The organism is Methylobacterium sp. TK26, assembly GCF_055361565.1.
The window spans coordinates 3488997-3504378 of the sequence record NZ_CM143965.1 but is presented as its reverse complement, the minus strand read 5'-3'; the positions used below and the strand labels follow the sequence as shown (position 1 = coordinate 3504378).

General features: G+C 69.5%; 18 protein-coding genes. 9 read left to right on the top strand and 9 right to left on the bottom strand.

The window, feature by feature from the left end; translation table 11 throughout:
- Positions 1–90: 90 nt before the first annotated feature.
- From ACXJ1Y_RS17010 to ACXJ1Y_RS16990, 5 genes are all read left to right on the top strand, one after another.
- Complete coding sequence (locus tag ACXJ1Y_RS17010; protein ID WP_463847351.1) at positions 91–2058, top strand: potassium transporter Kup; 1968 nt, start codon at positions 91–93, stop codon at positions 2056–2058.
- 516 nt (positions 2059–2574) lie between these two features.
- The gene (locus tag ACXJ1Y_RS17005) at positions 2575–2910 is read left to right on the top strand and encodes a DUF6968 family protein (protein WP_463847350.1); all 336 of its coding nucleotides are present in this window, start codon (positions 2575–2577) and stop codon (positions 2908–2910) included.
- A gap of 381 nt (positions 2911–3291) precedes the next feature.
- The gene (locus tag ACXJ1Y_RS17000; protein ID WP_463847349.1) at positions 3292–3768 is read left to right on the top strand and encodes a (2Fe-2S)-binding protein; all 477 of its coding nucleotides are present in this window, start codon (positions 3292–3294) and stop codon (positions 3766–3768) included.
- The gene (locus ACXJ1Y_RS16995; RefSeq protein ID WP_463847348.1) at positions 3765–6110 is read left to right on the top strand and encodes a xanthine dehydrogenase family protein molybdopterin-binding subunit; all 2346 of its coding nucleotides are present in this window, start codon (positions 3765–3767) and stop codon (positions 6108–6110) included. Before ACXJ1Y_RS17000 ends, ACXJ1Y_RS16995 begins: the two co-directional genes overlap by 4 nt.
- Positions 6111–6185: 75 nt before the next feature.
- Entirely contained in the window at positions 6186–6584 is a 399-nt protein-coding gene (locus ACXJ1Y_RS16990) for a hypothetical protein (protein WP_463847347.1), read from the top strand.
- Positions 6585–6633: 49 nt separating this feature from the next.
- Here the strand turns inward: ACXJ1Y_RS16990 and ACXJ1Y_RS16985 are convergent, their stop codons facing one another.
- From ACXJ1Y_RS16985 to ACXJ1Y_RS16950, 8 genes are all read right to left on the bottom strand, one after another.
- Positions 6634–7239 (bottom strand): HD domain-containing protein, encoded by a 606-nt coding sequence (locus tag ACXJ1Y_RS16985; RefSeq protein ID WP_463847346.1) that lies wholly within the window; start codon positions 7237–7239, stop codon positions 6634–6636.
- Positions 7236–7862, bottom strand: a complete 627-nt coding sequence (locus ACXJ1Y_RS16980; RefSeq protein WP_463847345.1) for a DNA-3-methyladenine glycosylase I — start codon at positions 7860–7862, stop codon at positions 7236–7238. The genes ACXJ1Y_RS16985 and ACXJ1Y_RS16980 overlap by 4 nt, the downstream gene beginning before the upstream one ends.
- On the bottom strand, positions 7859–8713 hold the full coding sequence (gene ygfZ, locus ACXJ1Y_RS16975) for a CAF17-like 4Fe-4S cluster assembly/insertion protein YgfZ (protein WP_463847344.1): 855 nt from the start codon (positions 8711–8713) through the stop codon (positions 7859–7861). The genes ACXJ1Y_RS16980 and ygfZ overlap by 4 nt, the downstream gene beginning before the upstream one ends.
- A 79-nt stretch (positions 8714–8792) precedes the next feature.
- Complete coding sequence (locus ACXJ1Y_RS16970) at positions 8793–9047, bottom strand: hypothetical protein (RefSeq protein ID WP_463847343.1); 255 nt, start codon at positions 9045–9047, stop codon at positions 8793–8795.
- Positions 9048–9213: 166 nt separating this feature from the next.
- Entirely contained in the window at positions 9214–9666 is a 453-nt protein-coding gene (locus tag ACXJ1Y_RS16965; RefSeq protein WP_463847342.1) for a TIGR02301 family protein, read from the bottom strand.
- A complete protein-coding gene (locus tag ACXJ1Y_RS16960) occupies positions 9666–10121 on the bottom strand; it encodes an NUDIX hydrolase (RefSeq protein WP_463847341.1) in 456 nt (151 codons plus the stop codon). The genes ACXJ1Y_RS16965 and ACXJ1Y_RS16960 overlap by 1 nt, the downstream gene beginning before the upstream one ends.
- Complete coding sequence (locus ACXJ1Y_RS16955; protein WP_463847340.1) at positions 10118–11191, bottom strand: hypothetical protein; 1074 nt, start codon at positions 11189–11191, stop codon at positions 10118–10120. The genes ACXJ1Y_RS16960 and ACXJ1Y_RS16955 overlap by 4 nt, the downstream gene beginning before the upstream one ends.
- Positions 11184–11906, bottom strand: coding sequence for an SDR family NAD(P)-dependent oxidoreductase (locus ACXJ1Y_RS16950; protein WP_463847339.1), 723 nt, complete (start codon positions 11904–11906; stop codon positions 11184–11186). Before ACXJ1Y_RS16950 ends, ACXJ1Y_RS16955 begins: the two co-directional genes overlap by 8 nt.
- Before the next feature lie 253 nt (positions 11907–12159).
- On the opposite strand from ACXJ1Y_RS16950, the gene ACXJ1Y_RS16945 reads away from it, so the two are divergent.
- From ACXJ1Y_RS16945 to ACXJ1Y_RS16930, 4 genes are read left to right on the top strand one after another with little or no spacing between them, the layout of a single operon-like run.
- Positions 12160–13299, top strand: coding sequence for an ATP phosphoribosyltransferase regulatory subunit (locus ACXJ1Y_RS16945; RefSeq protein WP_463847338.1), 1140 nt, complete (start codon positions 12160–12162; stop codon positions 13297–13299).
- Positions 13296–14270 carry an ATP phosphoribosyltransferase gene (hisG, locus tag ACXJ1Y_RS16940; protein WP_463847337.1) on the top strand — a complete coding sequence of 325 codons (975 nt, stop codon included), beginning with the start codon at positions 13296–13298 and terminating at the stop codon, positions 14268–14270. Before ACXJ1Y_RS16945 ends, hisG begins: the two co-directional genes overlap by 4 nt.
- Positions 14271–14330: 60 nt before the next feature.
- Positions 14331–14588, top strand: a complete 258-nt coding sequence (locus tag ACXJ1Y_RS16935; RefSeq protein ID WP_463847336.1) for a type II toxin-antitoxin system VapB family antitoxin — start codon at positions 14331–14333, stop codon at positions 14586–14588.
- Entirely contained in the window at positions 14588–14992 is a 405-nt protein-coding gene (locus tag ACXJ1Y_RS16930; RefSeq protein WP_463847335.1) for a type II toxin-antitoxin system VapC family toxin, read from the top strand. Before ACXJ1Y_RS16935 ends, ACXJ1Y_RS16930 begins: the two co-directional genes overlap by 1 nt.
- Positions 14993–15014: 22 nt before the next feature.
- On the opposite strand, the gene ACXJ1Y_RS16925 is transcribed toward ACXJ1Y_RS16930, so the two are convergent.
- Positions 15015–15359 carry a lysozyme inhibitor LprI family protein gene (locus ACXJ1Y_RS16925; RefSeq protein WP_463847334.1) on the bottom strand — a complete coding sequence of 115 codons (345 nt, stop codon included), beginning with the start codon at positions 15357–15359 and terminating at the stop codon, positions 15015–15017.
- Positions 15360–15382: the final 23 nt, after the last annotated feature.

Sequence of the window (15382 nt, the reverse complement as noted above, 5' to 3'; positions counted from 1 at the left end):
GGTTGCTTCGCGCCCCGATGGCCCCATGATCCGGACCGCGAAGAGCCGCGATGCGAGCCGCCGGCCGAGCGGACACACCCGACATCCCACATGAGCCAAACCGTCGTATCGGGCGCCTCCGCCCAGCCTGACGCAGCGCCCACGGACACGGACGGCCCCGCGCCGTCCGGTGCCCTGGATGCGCCCGAACGGGCCGAGACCCGCCACGGCCATGCCGGGTTCTGGACGCTGTTCGTCGGCTCCGTCGGCGTCGTCTACGGCGACATCGGCACGAGCCCGCTCTACGCCTTCCGCGAGGCCCTCGCTCCCTCCCGCGCCGACAACATCCTGCTGCCGGAGGAGGTGCTGGGCACCGTCTCGCTCATCCTCTGGGCGCTGTTCCTGATCGTGACCGTGAAATACGTCATGATCCTGCTGCGCATGGACAACAACGGCGAGGGCGGCATCCTCTCGCTCATGGCCTTGGCCCGGAAGGCGCTCGGCGGCTCGCGGATCGTCTTCATGCTCGGGCTGATGGGCGCCTCGCTGTTCTACGGCGACGCCGTCATCACCCCGGCCATCTCGGTGCTCTCGGCGGTGGAGGGGCTGAAGCTCGTCACCCCCACGCTGGACGATTACGTCCTGCCGATCACGGTGGCGATCATCGTCGCCCTGTTCCTCGTGCAGAACCGGGGCACGGCCAAGGTCGCGGCCTTCTTCGGCCCGATGACCATCGTCTGGTTCCTCGCCATGGCGGCGGCGGCCCTGCCGCACATCCTCGTCCACCCGGAGGTGTTCCGCGCCGCCAACCCCTGGCACGCGGTGAACTATCTCCTCGGCCACGGCTCCGGGGCGCTGGTGGCGCTGGGCGCCGTGTTCCTCGCCGTGACCGGCGCGGAGGCTTTGTTCGCCGATCTCGGCCATTTCGGGCGCAAGCCGATCCAGGTGGCCTGGGTCTGCCTCGTCTTCCCGGCGCTCGCCCTCAACTATCTCGGGCAGGCCGCCCTGGTGCTGGAGAAGCCCGAGACCTCGGACCCGTTCTTCCAGATGGTGCCGTCCTGGGGCCTGCTCCCCATGGTCATCCTCGCCACCATCGCCACCGTGGTGGCGAGCCAGGCGGTGATCACCGGCGCCTTCTCGCTGTCGCGGCAGGCGATCCAGCTCGGCCTGCTGCCGCGCCTGGAGATCCGCCACACCTCCGAATCCCATGCGGGGCAGATCTACCTGCCGCAGATCAACACGCTGCTGATGGTCGGCGTCGTGCTGCTGGCGATCCTGTTCAAGACCTCCTCGTCGCTGGCCTCGGCCTACGGCATCGCCGTCACGGGCACGATGCTGCTCACCGCCTCCATGACCTACCTCGTGATGTGGCGGATGTGGGGGTGGTCGCCCATCGCGGCGGCGGCGGCGATGCTGCCCTTCATCGTGGTGGAGTTCCTGTTCCTGCTCTCGAACCTCATCAAGGTGGTCGAGGGCGGCTACGTGCCCCTGCTGCTCGCGGGAGCCCTCGTCGTTCTGATGTGGACCTGGGTGCGGGGCGTGACGATCCTGTTCAACAAGACCCGCAAGACCGACGTGCCGCTCACCGAGCTCGTCGCCATGCTGGAGAAGAGCCCGCCGCACCATGTGCGCGGCACCGCCGTGTTCCTGACGAGCGACCCCGAGATCGCCCCGGCGGCCCTCCTGCACAACCTCAAGCACAACAAGGTGCTGCACGAGAAGAACGTGGTGCTCACCGTCGAAACCGTGGACACCCCCCGCTCGCGGGAGGCCGACAAGGTGCGCATCGACCCCGTGGGCCCGCATTTCTACCGGGTGGTGATGAAGTTCGGCTACATGGAGACGCCGAACATCCCGAAGACCCTGACCCTGCTGCGCCGCCAGGGCTTCAAGTTCGACATCATGGCGACGTCGTTCTTCCTGTCCCGCCGCTCGATTCGCCCGGCCGCCCATTCCGGAATGCCGCTGTGGCAGGACCGCATCTTCATTACCCTCGCGAAGAACGCCAACGACGCGACGGACTTCTTCCAGATTCCGACCGGCCGCGTGGTCGAGGTCGGGACCCAGGTGACGGTGTAGAGCAGGCGCGGGTGGATTTGCTTCGTCCACCGTCTACGAAAGCAGCCGAAAATCCTAGGTCTCTTAGACATTTTTTCCTTTGAATTCAGATATAAATCCTATATTGCGACATGTCCACGGAGGTGGCCATGCGAAGCAACCGAGATCTAGACTTAGCTATCGGATTCACGCGGCTAGAGCTAAACAAATTACAACATCGCGTAGTCCAAATGTGAAGATCATTATCATTTAAGTAATACAACCCAAGCCAGCCTCGTATACCAGCCAAACAAACAGGCGGAGGACGCTGGACAAGTGCTAGCCGATCTGAAGGTTCAAATTCAATATTCTATGCTAAATTTAACGAGCTTATTCACCAGACTTCGATAACGCAGATGAATGCGATGAAATGCATCGACGAGATTTAATAGTATGAAAATTCACAGGGCTGCGCGCCTGTTACGCGCAAGCGTATGTTAGACTTACAGCCTGCGAGAGAGGACATCCTATTCGTCCACTTAACTTTTGAGGTTTGCCATGTTTATTGCGGAGAGAGTTCTTCACGCGGAACTTCCCGATGGCACGAAGCAGGTAACCATCGGTATCCATGCTCCCAGAAACGCGGATGGTATGAACATATGTGAATATATGATTGAGTGGCCAGAAGGTGAACGAAAAAGCTATGCTGCGGGAGTAGACCTAGTCCAAGCATTGCACTTGGCTCTTCAAAAGATAGGATTAGAGATTTACACTAGCGCATATCATAAAAGCGGTATTTTATGCTGGGAAAAACCTGGACAGGGCTATGGCTTTCCTATCCCAAAAAACGGCCGTGATCTCCTAGTAGGAGAAGATAAAATATTCGAAGGTTGATATGTTTCGTGCGTCTATAATATTCAAAATATTCGTATTATAAACTATGATAATATATTGACGAGCACCTCTCTCAAAAAGCAATCAGCTTGCTAAGAGAGGTGCCACAGAGACGTAGAATAATAAAGATTGAAGCTCGAACACCTCATGCCGCTCCTGGACCGCTACACGGAACTCACCCTTCCAGCTTCCATCACGACATAAAGGCCAAGCTACGTGTGCCACCGCACATGCACGATAGCCGCGCATTGCGAGTGAACCGCCGCCTCCTTACACCCGTTCCAATTGAATGCATTCGCTGCATGACGCCTTCCGGACGGCGTGCCTCCGGCCGCCCTCCCTTGGACCGCTCCGCGAGCGGTCGACACGCGAGGACTTCACATGATCAAGCTCACCGTGAACGGGGCTGCCCGCAGCTTCGACGGCGACCCCGATATGCCGCTCCTCTGGTACCTGCGGGACGAGGTCGGCCTCACCGGTTCGAAGTTCGGCTGCGGCGCGGCCTTGTGCGGTGCCTGCACCATCCATCTCGGCGGCACCGCCGTGCGCTCCTGCGTCACCCCGGTCTCGGAGGCCGAGGGCAAGGAGATCGTCACGATCGAGGGTCTGTCGCCGGACGGCAACCACCCGGTCCAGGTCGCGTGGCGCGACCAGAACGTCGCCCAGTGCGGCTACTGCCAGGGCGGCCAGATCATGCAGGCCGCGTCCCTGCTGAAGGACACGCCCAAGCCCACCGACGCGCAGATCGACGACGCCATGAGCGGCAACATCTGCCGCTGCGGCACCTATCCGCGCATCCGCGCCGCCATTCACCAGGCCGCCGGCCAGACTGCCGCCCCGAAGGGAGAGCGCCTGTGATTCACGATCTCACGCTGATGGCCGAACAGGCCGCCAAAGAAGCTGCGACCCGTCCGGCGCTCGCCAATGTCAGCCGCCGGGGCATCCTCGGGGGCGCGGGCGCCCTCGTGCTCGCCCTGTCGCTGCGCGCTCCGGCCCGGGCCGACGAGACCCAGACGCAGGAGCAGAAGGAGCACAAGTACGGCGCCGACGGCATGCCGCATGGCTGGCGCGACGACCCGAAGGTGTTCATCGCGATCGCCCCGGACGGTACCGTCACGGTGACGAACCATCGCTCCGAGATGGGCCAGGGCGTGCGCACCTCCATCGCGCTCACCGTTGCGGACGAGCTGGAGGCCGATTGGCCGAAGGTGAAGGTCGTCCAGGCCTATGGCGACGAGGCCCGCTTCGGCAACCAGGACACGGACGGCTCGCGTTCGCTGCGCCACTTCTTCCAGCACTTCCGCCATGCCGGCGCGGCGATGCGCGCGATGCTGGTCGAGGCCGCCGCCAAGCAATGGGGCGTGCCGGCCTCCGAGGTGACGGCGAAGAACCACACGCTCACCCACGCCAAGTCCGGCCGGACGCTGGGCTACGGCGCGGTGGCCGAGGCGGCGGGCAAGCTGCCCGTGCCGGCGACCGTCACGCTGAAGGACCCCAAGGACTTCCGCTACATCGGCACCGGCAAGATCGGGCTGATCGACAATTTCGACATCACCACGGGCAAGGCGGTCTACGGCGCCGACACCAAGCTCGACGGCATGCTCTACGCGGCCATCGCCCGCCCGCCGGTCTATGGCGGCACGGTGAAGTCCTTCGACGATTCCGACGCCAAGAAGGTCGCCGGGGTCGTGAAGATCTTCAAGATCGACGGCGCCCCGATTCCCTCCGAGTTCATGCCGCTCGGCGGCGTCGCGGTGGTGGCCAAGAACACCTGGGCGGCGCTCAAGGCCCGCGAGGCCCTGAAGATCACCTGGGACGACGGCCCGAACGCCACTTACGACACCGACGTCTTCCGCAAGGAGCTGGAAGAGACCGCGCGCAAGCCCGGCAAGGTCGTGCGCACGCAGGGTGACGTCGACGCCGCCATGGCCAAGGCCAAGAAGAAGGTGGTGGCCGAGTACTTCGTGCCCCACCTCGTCCAGGCGCCGATGGAGCCCCCGGCCGCCATCGCGCGGGTGAAGGACGGCGTCTGCGAGGCCTGGGCCTCGACCCAGGGTCCGCAGGCGGCCAACGACCGGCTGATGAAGGCCCTCAACCTGCCCGACGACAAGGTCACGGTGAACGTGACGCTGCTCGGCGGCGGGTTCGGGCGCAAGTCGAAGCCCGATTACGTGGTCGAGGCGGCGCTCTGCAGCCGCGAGGTCGGCGGCGCCCCGGTCAAGCTGGCCTGGACCCGCGACGACGACATCCACCACGGCTACTACCACACCATCTCGGCCGAGCGGATCGAGGCGGGGCTGGACGAGAAGGGCATGCCGGTGGCGTGGCTGCACCGCTCCTGCGCGCCGACCATCGGCTCGATCTTCGCGCCGGACCCGAAGCACGAGCTGCCGTTCGAGCTCGGCATGGGCCTCGTCAACACCCCGTTCTCGATCCCGAACATGCGGATGGAGAACCCGGAAGCCGCCGCCCATGTGCGGATCGGCTGGTTCCGCTCGGTCTCGAACATCCCCCACGCCTTCGCGATCCAGTCCTTCGTCTCGGAGCTGGCGCACGAGGCGGGGCGGGATCCGAAGGAGTACCTGCTTGATCTCATCGGCCCGCCGAAGAAGATCGATCCGACTGCCATCGGCGACGTGTGGAACTACGGCGAGGATCCGTCCCGCTATCCCATCGACACCGGGCGCCTGCGCGGGGTGATCGAGGCCGCCGCCAAGGGCGCCGGCTGGGGTCGCCAGATGCCGAAGGGCCGGGGCTTGGGCATCGCCGGGCACTACAGCTTCGTCACCTACACGGCGGTCGCGGCCGAGGTGGAGGTCGATGAGAAGGGCCAGGTGAAGGTGCAGGCCATCGACATCGCCGTCGATTGCGGCCCGCAGGTGAACCCGGAGCGCATCCGCTCGCAGATGGAGGGCGCGGTGGTCATGGGGATGGGGCTCGCCCTCACCTCCGAGATCACCTTCAAGCAGGGCCGTGCCCAGCAGAACAACTTCGACGGCTACGAGATCATCCGGATCGACGCCGCCCCGAAGGTCGTTCGCGTCCACCTCGTGCCGACGGGCACGTACGACGGTCCGCTCGGCGGCGTCGGCGAGCCGGGCGTCCCGCCCGTGGCGCCGGCCATCGCCAACGCGGTCTTCGCCGCCACCGGCCGCCGCGTCCGGCAGCTGCCGATCCGCGATCAGGCCGCCGGCGCCTGAACCCGGCCGCGATCCGGTGCGTTGGGCGCAACAAGCGCTCTCCGCACCGGATCAGCGACCGAGGACAGATTCACGATGCTGCGTTCCGCCTCCGCCCTTGCCGTGCTCATCGCGGCCGGTGGCCTCGTTTTCGTCGCCCCATCCGCTCAGGCCTCTCCCTGCGCACAGCAGATCGATGCCCTGTCGGGCAAGGTGACGGCCGAGACGCGCGACGCCATCTCCGCGAACACGAGCGGGCAGGGCACCGCCGCCAAGCGGAGCGGCGAGGGCGTCACCGGCACGGAGGGCGCGCGGGCGAACGAGTCGCCCCAGGCTCCGCCGGAGAAGTCCGCCGAGGCCGGCAAGGGCGCCGACGCCGCCCAGCAGGCGAAGGTCGCCCTGGACGAAGCCCGCGCCGCCGAGGCCAAGGGCGACACCAAGGCCTGCGAGGCCGCCATCGAGCGGGCGAAGTCGCAGCTCGGCAAGGCGCCGTAGCAGGGCGCTGCCCTGCACCCGCCAAAGGGCTCGCCCTTTGGGATCCCTGTCAGCCCGCCGTCAGTATCGCAAAGCGGGTGAGGAAGCGGGCTTGGGCGTCCGCCGTCGGCCAGGGGTCGGCGAGGGTGAGCACCGCCTCCGGCAGGGCCGGGGCGGGGCCGAAATAGCGGGCGGCTTCCTCGGGGGAAAAGCCCGCGAGCCGCACCGCTTCGAGATGGGCCGCGATCCGGTCCGCCCGCTTCACCCGACGCGTGAGCACGGGGGAGGGGGCCGGAAGCCCGAAGCGTTGGCGCACCGCCGCCAGCAGCCGCTTCTCCACGCCCCGGTAGGCATCGCCGATCGCCGCCTTGAGGGGCGAGATGATGTCCCCCACCACGTATTCCGGCGCATCGTGCAGCAGGAATTCGAGGCCTTCGGCCGCGCCGCAGGCCGGGTCGAGATGGCGCCCGATCCCCTCCACCAGCAGGCTGTGCTGCGCCACCGAGAAGACGTGCGGCCCCGCCGTCTGCCCGTTCCAGCGGGCGACGCGGGCAAGCCCGTGGGCGATGTCGGCGATCTCGACGTCGAGGGGGGACGGATCGAGCAGATCGAGGCGCCGCCCGGAGAGCATGCGCTGCCACGCCCTCGGCGGCTCCTTCGGCCGGGGGGCGCTCATGCCTCACTGAGGGCGGCACAGGCCCCGTGGCGGTGGCAGCCGGTGAGGTGGTCGTTCACCATCCCCACCGCCTGCATGAAGGCATGGATGATTACCGGCCCGCAGAAGGAGAACCCTTCCGCCTTCAGGGCCTTCGCGATGCGCCGGGAGACCTCCGTCTCGGTGGCGATGTCGGCGCGGCTGTGGGGGTTGGCCTGGATCGGCCGCCCATCGCAGAAATCCCAGAGGAAGCGCGAGAAGCCGGGCCCGCTCTCCTCGATGCGCAGCCACGCCCGCGCCCCCGCGATCGTGCCGACGATCTTGGCCCGGTTGCGGATGATGCCCGTGTCCGCCATCAGCCGCGCGATGTCCGCGTCGGTGTAGCGGGCGACGATCTCCGGCGAGAACCCGTCGAAGGCCGTGCGGAATCCCTCGCGGCGCTTCAGGATGGTGATCCACGACAGGCCCGCCTGGAACCCGTCGAGGATCAGCTTCTCGTAGAGGGCGCGGGACTCGTATTCCGGCACGCCCCATTCGGTGTCGTGATAGGCGACGTAGAGCGGGTCCTGCCCGGCCCACCAGCAGCGGGGGCATCCGTCCGGGTGGAGGATCAACCCATCGGGCAGCGGCGCGTCCACGCTCAACCCGCCGCCTCGCCGCCCGCGTCCGGCATGGCGAAGGTCGCGTAGCCGGGCCGCCCCACGGCGAGGCGCCGGCCGTCCGCCCGCAGGATCTCCCCGGCCGCGAGGGCGTCGCCCAGCCGGTCGAGGCGCACCAGGGCGAGCCCGCGCGATCCGGCGACGCTGCCCGTCCGCCCCAGCACCTTCTGCCCGGCCTGGATCTCCGAGCCCGGCGCGGGGGCGCCCTCGGGAAACTCCGCCGCCAGAAGGCGGGTGCGGGCCGTGCCCCGGTGCTGCATCCGCGAGACGACCTCCTGGCCGACATAGCAGCCCTTTCGGAAATCGACCCCGCCGAGCTGGTCCATCAGCGCCTCGTGCGGGAAGGCGTCGCCATAGGCGTAGTCGCGCCCGCCCTCCGGCACGGCGAGGCTGATCCGGTGGGCGTGGTAATCGTCCTCCGATGCATCCGCCGAGAACGCGCCCTCCGAGGCGTAGAGCCGCTGGCCCAGGTCGGGATGCCGGCTGTCGGCGACCGTGGCGGTCTCGGCGGCGGTGGTTGCTCCGCCCCAGGCGACGGCCACGGCCACGGTCGGATCGGCGGCGATCTCGGCCTGCGCGCGCAGCTTGTAGAGGCCGAGCCTCTTGGCGAGGTCGGCGGCCTTGTCCGTCGCCACGTCGAGACGGAACCCGTCCGGCAGACGCGAGATCAGGAAATCGAACAGGATCTTGCCCTGCGGGGTCAGCAGGGCGCCGAGGCGTGCCTCGCCCTCGCCCACTGTCTCGACATTGCAGGTCAGGACACCCTGGAGGAGGCTCGTGGCATCCGGCCCGGTCACGGTGACGAGGGCGCGGTCCGGCAGCAGGGCGATGGGCATTCGGGAGATCCTCACGCGGCGGGTACAGCCGGGAGGTAAGGGGGAAAGCGGCCCGCCTCAACCGGCGGGCCGGAATCGATCAGTGCTGAAGCGTCGTGGTGAAGGCGCCGCCACGGATGCGGTCCGGGAAACCTTCGGCGTAGCGCGCGGTGGCTTCCTCACCGTAGGTGGTAACGAGTTCCTGGAACGCGGCGAACAGGGCCGCCTGCGCCATGCAATCCCCGTCGAGTCCGTCCAGGCAACCTTCGGCGAACGCCTCCGAGACATAGCTCAGGGCGGCACGCTTCTCCTCGACATCGGCCTCGATGGGGGCGCTTTGCGAGATGGTCTGCATGGTCCGACACTTCCATTGCGCCGGCCTGAGACAGCCCGGCGGACACAATGGATGATAGGCGGCTCATAGCGGGACGCCTAGCCGGTAATTGCGAATCGGTTAACGCGACCGTTCGAATGCGGACCTTTCTCGGGATCACCAGACCCTGTGGCAGACCTGCATCACATCACCCTCCGAACCGCCCGGCCAGCGCATGGGAGAGGCGTTCCCCCTCGGTGAGGAAGCGGGCTGCGGCCTCGTGCGCCGCCGCCGTGCAGACCCGGTAGGTGAGGGCGTAGCTCCGATACCCCCGGTTGTAGGCCCCGGCCAGCCTGTCCCGCCGGACGGGGGTGATCCCCTCGGCCTCGATCAGCGCCTTCATCCGCGCCGGCCATTCCGCCGCATCGGGGGTGGCGCAGAGGCCGCGCAGGAAGGCGAGGGAGCCGATCACCTCGGCCATCCGCATCAGGTCGCGGTCGTAGGGCGCGGGGGCGTCCGCCGGGCTCGCGGGTTCCTTGGGCTGCTCCTTGGGCGCCTCCTTCGCGGGCGGTTTCGCCCGTTGCTGGGCCTCGGCGGGCGGGGCGACGAGCACCACGGTCAGTGCGAGGACGGCGACGCGATGCCACGGGACGGGACGCATCAGGCCATTCCCCCGGCGTCGAGCCGCGCGAAGGCCTCGCGCAGGGTGCCGATCAGCCCCGGCGTGGTCTCGAGGCCTGCGATCTCCGGCAGGCTCGCCCAGCGCACGCCCAGGGCCTCCGGCCCGGGAACGGGCTCGCCGCCGCACCAAAGGGCGGCGTGGGGATGGACGACGTAATGGTGCCGCGCCCGGCCCGCCTCGTCGCGGACGATGATCTCGGTGGGGGAGAGCACGCCCACCACCTCGGCGGTGATCCCGACCTCCTCGGTGAGTTCGCGCAGCGCCGCCTCGGCCAGGGTCTCGCCGGCCTCCACGAGGCCGCCGGGCAGGGTCCAGACGCCGCGCATCGGCTCGTTGGCGCGGGAGGCCAGGAGCACGCGCCCGTCCCGGATCACCGCGATGGAGGCGCCGACGAAGGGCCGGGCCGGAAAGGTGCGGGATTCGCCCTCGCTCATGGGCGCCCCCCGTCGAGGGCGACGGCCGCCACCCGCCCGTCGCCGAGCCCCACCACGAGGCGCGCGAGCGCGCCCTCGCCGAGGAATGCGACGCCCGTGCCGGCCGGGGCGGGGAGCGTCACGCGGGCGCGCTCGCTCAGGCCCTGGCGGGCGGAGACGATGGCGAGCGCCGGCACGCCTGCCACCGGCACGGCGAGATCCGCTCCGCCCTCGCGGGGAAGCGCGTCGGCGAGGTCCGCCCCGCCGTCGCCGAGGGTGTAGCCGGCGGCCTCGGGGCCGGGCTCGATCCGGTCGGGGGCGAGGCTCCAGAGCTTCAGCCGCCCGGTGGCATCGACGGTCGCGACGCCCATGCCCTTGCCGGAGAAGTCGCCGACCGCCGCGATGGCGGGGCGGGGGCCGGGCTCCGTGCGGGCGCCGAGGGTCCAGGTGGGGGAATTGGCAGCCGGGCGGGTGGCGAGGACGAGGCGTCCGGCTTCCGCGCCCGTCAGGGTCGCGGCGAGCACGGCTGGGCGCCCGGAAAGCGAGACGATCCAGGGCGATCGCGGGGCGAACACCGCTCCGTCCCCGGCCGGGAGGGCGGTGCTGGCCACCGGCACGGGCTTCGGATCGGTGCTCACCGCCATGGGCTGGCGCTCGCGCAGGGTGAGGGTCGTCGCGGCGGGGGCGCCGTCGGGGCCGCGGGTGCGGCCGGTGAGGAAGGCGCTCAGCGGCCCGTCGAGGGCGCGGCGGATGCCGGGCAGGGCGCCGCGCGGGGTCTCGGAGGCGACGAGATCCTCCACCGCCTCCCGGCCGACCGGCTTGGCGGCGATGCTGCCGTTCTCCACGGTGAGGATGGCGCCGCCCTCCTCGCCCCAGACGAGGACGAGGGGGGTCGGCTCCTTGCCGGCGCGGGCGATGGGCAGGAGACCGGAGGTCGCCACCGCGACGGCGACCTCGCTGCGCGGCCCGCGCATCTCGCGAACCTTGAACGGCAGGTCGAGGATGCGCACGCTCGGCTCGGCGCGGGCCGGGCCGGCGGCGAGGAGGACGAGCAGGATCGCGAGGCGGGCGCGCCCCGGCGCGTCAGACATGCTGTCCGCCGTTGATGTGCAGCTCGGCGCCGTTCACGTAGGACGAGGCGTCGGTGCACAGGAAGTAGATCGCCTTGGCGACCTCGTCCGGGGTGCCGAGGCGGCGCTGCGGGATCTGCTCCACCATCTTCTCCGTCCCCGGCGAGAGGATGGAGGTGTCGATCTCGCCGGGCGAGATCGCGTTCACCCGCACGCCGAGGGGCCCGAAATCGGCCGCCATCTCGCGGGTCAGGCCGGCGAGCGCCGCCTTCGACGTGCCGTAGGCCGAACCGGCGAAGGGGTGGACCCGCGAGCCGGCGATGGAGGTGACGTTGACCACCGAGCCCCTGGCGTTGGCGAGTTCGTCGCGCAGGCCCTGGGCCAGGAGGATCGTGGCGAAGAAGTTCACCTGGAACACCCGCTGCCAGTCGGGAAATCCGGTGGAGAGGACGCCGAGGCGCTCCCCTTCCGGGCCCTTGGGCGAGATGCCGGCATTGTTGACCAGCGCGTGCAGCACCCCGCCCTCGGCGGCGAGGCGTCCGCGCACCTCCTCGACGGCGCGCACCGTGTCGGCCGCGTCGGAGAGGTCAACCTGGAGATGGTCTTCCGGCCCCATTTCCCACGGGCAATTCTCGGGGAAGGGGTGGCGGGAACAGGTGATGACGCGCCATCCGGCGGCGGAGAACCGCTTCACGGTGGCGTGGCCGATGCCTCGGCTGGCGCCCGTGAGCAGCATGATGCGCCGACGTTCGTTGGGGGAGAGGGCCACTGTCGGAGCCTCACTGTCGCGCGGGGATCCCGGGGGGCCGGTCCCGCCGGTGCACTGCAACGTCTAGGCGGACGGGCGCGGGAAATCCAGGGCCGGCGATTCAACCGGCCCCGGGCTCGACGCGGGACGGCCCTGCGCATAACCACGCGCGTCTTCGCTGCGCGCATCGTGTCGCCAAGCCGCGCGGCGGTTGCTACAGAGCGGCCGCAAGAGGATGACCATGACGCGACCGGAGCCCGACACGGAAACGGCTGAGCCAGCACAGGCGCGGCTGATCGCCCATCTCGCGGCGGCCGGCTACGCCCCCGTGACGCCCCCCGTGCTGCAGCCGATCGAGCCGTTCCTGGAATTGTCCGGCGAGGACATCCGGCGGCGGATCTTCGTCACGCAGGATGCCGGTGGCGCCGAGCTGTGCCTGCGGCCGGAATTCACGATCCCCATCTGCCGCCTGCACCGCCAGCGGGCCGACGGGCAGGCCGCCGATTACAGCTATGGCGGGCCGGTCTTCCGGCTCACCGCCGGGGAGCCCGCCGAATTCGTCCAGGCCGGCATCGAATCGTTCGGCCGCACCGACACCCCGGCCGCCGACGCCGAGGTCCTGAGCCTCGCCCTCGAAGGGCTCGCCCTCCTCGGCCGGACGAGCCCGTCCGTCCGCCTCGGCGACATGGGGCTGACGGTGGCCCTCCTCGACGGCCTCGCCGTGCCGGCCGCCGCCAAGCGGCGCACGCTCCGGGCGCTGGCCGCCGGGCGCTCCCTCGACGCCGTGACCAACGGGGCGGAGGGCGCCCCCGGCGAGGACCGCCACGCGGGGCTGCTCGCCGCCATCCAGGGCCAGGACCCTCAGGGCGTGCGCGCCTTCGTGGAGGACGTGCTCGCCATCGCCGGCATCTCGGCGGTGGGCGGGCGCAGCGCGGGCGAGATCGCCGAGCGCTTCCTCGGCAAGGCGACGGCGCAGGCCAATGGCGGCGCCGGCCTCAACGCCGAGAACCGGGCGATCCTCGACCGCTACCGCGCGGTGACGGGCGATCCCGACGCCGCCGCCCGGGACCTGCGGGCGCTGGTCGCCGATGCGGGCGTGCGCCATGGGGCGCTGGACGCCGCCCTCGACCTGTTTGAGGAGCGCACCGGCTTCATCGCCGCGCGGGGGCTGCCCATCGAGAGCTTCCGCTTCCAGGGCGGCTTCGCCCGCAACCTCGACTATTACACCGGCTTCATCTTCGAGGTTTCCGAGGGGGACGGGCCGGTGCTGGTCGGCGGCGGGCGCTACGACGGCCTGCTCGCCCATCTCGGCAGCGCTGCGCCCCTGCCGGCCGTGGGATGCACCTTCTGGATCGAGCGCGCGACGGGAGCCGGGCGATGAGCGATGCCCTCGTGCTGGCGGTGCCCTCCAAGGGGCGCCTGCAGGAGAACGCCAACGCCTTCTTCGCCCGCGCCGGCCTCAAGCTGGCGCAGGGGGCGGGGGCGCGGGATTATCGCGGCAAGCTCGTCGGCGTGCCCGGCGTCGAGGTCCGCTACCTCTCGGCCTCGGAGATCGCGAGCCAGCTCGCCTCCGGCGCGGCCCATCTCGGCGTGACCGGCGAGGACCTGATCCGCGAGACCCTTCCCGACGTGCGCGGGCAGGTGGAGTTGCTGACGCCGCTCGGCTTCGGCAACGCCACGGTGGTGGTGGCCGTGCCCCAGGCCTGGATCGACGTGCGGGTGATGGCCGACCTCGACGAGGTCGCCGCGACCATGCGCGTGCGCCACGGCCGCCGGCTGCGCGTCGCGACGAAATACGTGAACCTCACCCGCCGGTTCTTCGCCGAGACCGGCGTGGCCGATTACCGGATCGTGGAAAGCCTCGGCGCCACCGAGGGCGCCCCGGCGGCGGGCTCGGCCGAGATCATCGTGGACATCACCACCACGGGGGCGACGCTCGCCGCGAACGCCCTGAAGATCCTCGATGACGGGATCATCCTGCGCTCGGAGGCGAACCTCGTCGCCTCCCTGAAGGCGCGTTGGGGCGAGGCCCAGCGCGGGGCGCTGCGCGCCGTCCTCGGCCGCATCAGCGCCGAGGAGCGGGCCCGCACCACCCGCGAGGTCCGCGCCGGCATGCCGGAGGCGGGCGACATCGACCTCGCCACCCTGGCGGGCCTGCACGAAGCCGAATTGCCCTACGGCGCCCCAACGGGTGCCGACGGCGAGATCGTCCTGCGCTGCCCCGAAGCGGCGGTGTTCGACCTCGCCGAGGCCCTGGTCCAGGCCGGCGCGCGGGCGGTGAGCGTCCGCAAGATCGACTACGCCTTCGCGGCCGAGAACCCGCTGGCGGAACGGTTGCTGGCGCGGTTGTGAGGTTGGACGGATCGAGGGATATCCCCTAAGATCATTCGGGATATCCCTCGAGGTGAGTCCGTGCCCCTCTACGTGAAGGATCCGCAGGTCGACGCCCTGGCCGACGAGCTGACGTCGCTCAGGGGATCGACCAAGACCGAGGCCGTCCGGCAGGCACTGCTCAACGAAATCGCCCGCACCAAGGAGAGTGCGCGCGCCGGGAGCGAGGCCGATCTCGTGGAGCGTACGCTCGCCTTCACGCGGCGCCTGCGGGCGCGCGCCGGCTCCGGCCAACCCGCCGACAAGGCCTTCATCGACAGCCTCTACGAGCGCGACTGATGTTCGTGGATGCGTCGGCGCTCACGGCGATCCTCACGGATGAGGACGACGCCAAGAGGCTCGTTTCCGGGCTTAAGCGCGCGGAGCGGCGGATCACGTCGCCGCTGGCGGTGTGGGAGGCGACGATCGCCGTCGCCCGCCTCCTGGGCCTTCCCCTCGGGGAGGCGCGGGAGGCCATCACCCATTATCTCGCCCTCGCCGGCATCGTGGTGATAGCCGTTCCCCCCGAGGTCGGTGACGGGGCGCTCGATGCGTTCGAACGCTACGGCAAGGGCCGGCACCGGGCATCGCTGAATTTCGGCGATTGCTTCGCCTATGCCTGTGCCCGCCATTATGGCGCGACGCTGCTCTTCAAGGGCAACGACTTCCCACACACGGACATCGAGTCGGCCCTGGCGGAGTAGGGCTCCCCTCGGGCTCTCCCATCTACTGCGGCCCCTGCTTGGCGAATTCCGACAGCACACCGCGCAGTACCTTGAGGCGCGCGTCGTAGGCGTTGCGCAGGCATTCCACGTCGGCGGCGCAGGTGCGGCGCTCGGTGAGCCAGGTCTCCTGGTCCTCGCGCAGCTTCGACTGGCCGCCCATCGGCAGCACCGCCTTCAGGATCTCGAACCGGGTCGCCATCTCGACGTCCCGGTCGTTGAGGGGGAGATGGGCGCAGATCGCCTTCTCGTCGGGGGCCTCGGCCTTGTCGCAGGCAAAGCTCGCCGCTTCGGCGGAGCCGCCGGCGAGGACGAGGAGGACGGCGAGGGCGGAGGTCGTGCGGCGCATGGCCGATAACGGCCGAGCCTGCC

Coding starts and splice junctions, on each gene's coding strand:
- ACXJ1Y_RS16945 (WP_463847338.1), top strand. CDS start 12,160: ATGACGCGACCGGAGCCCGACACGGAAACGGCTGAGCCAGCACAGGCG.
- ACXJ1Y_RS16955 (WP_463847340.1), bottom strand. CDS start 11,191: ATGTCTGACGCGCCGGGGCGCGCCCGCCTCGCGATCCTGCTCGTCCTC.
- ACXJ1Y_RS17010 (WP_463847351.1), top strand. CDS start 91: ATGAGCCAAACCGTCGTATCGGGCGCCTCCGCCCAGCCTGACGCAGCG.
- ACXJ1Y_RS16950 (WP_463847339.1), bottom strand. CDS start 11,906: ATGCTGCTCACGGGCGCCAGCCGAGGCATCGGCCACGCCACCGTGAAG.
- ACXJ1Y_RS16990 (WP_463847347.1), top strand. CDS start 6,186: ATGCTGCGTTCCGCCTCCGCCCTTGCCGTGCTCATCGCGGCCGGTGGC.
- ygfZ (WP_463847344.1), bottom strand. CDS start 8,713: ATGCCCATCGCCCTGCTGCCGGACCGCGCCCTCGTCACCGTGACCGGG.
- ACXJ1Y_RS16960 (WP_463847341.1), bottom strand. CDS start 10,121: ATGAGCGAGGGCGAATCCCGCACCTTTCCGGCCCGGCCCTTCGTCGGC.
- ACXJ1Y_RS16985 (WP_463847346.1), bottom strand. CDS start 7,239: ATGAGCGCCCCCCGGCCGAAGGAGCCGCCGAGGGCGTGGCAGCGCATG.
- hisG (WP_463847337.1), top strand. CDS start 13,296: ATGAGCGATGCCCTCGTGCTGGCGGTGCCCTCCAAGGGGCGCCTGCAG.
- ACXJ1Y_RS16925 (WP_463847334.1), bottom strand. CDS start 15,359: ATGCGCCGCACGACCTCCGCCCTCGCCGTCCTCCTCGTCCTCGCCGGC.
- ACXJ1Y_RS16965 (WP_463847342.1), bottom strand. CDS start 9,666: ATGCGTCCCGTCCCGTGGCATCGCGTCGCCGTCCTCGCACTGACCGTG.
- ACXJ1Y_RS17000 (WP_463847349.1), top strand. CDS start 3,292: ATGATCAAGCTCACCGTGAACGGGGCTGCCCGCAGCTTCGACGGCGAC.
- ACXJ1Y_RS17005 (WP_463847350.1), top strand. CDS start 2,575: ATGTTTATTGCGGAGAGAGTTCTTCACGCGGAACTTCCCGATGGCACG.
- ACXJ1Y_RS16930 (WP_463847335.1), top strand. CDS start 14,588: ATGTTCGTGGATGCGTCGGCGCTCACGGCGATCCTCACGGATGAGGAC.
- ACXJ1Y_RS16970 (WP_463847343.1), bottom strand. CDS start 9,047: ATGCAGACCATCTCGCAAAGCGCCCCCATCGAGGCCGATGTCGAGGAG.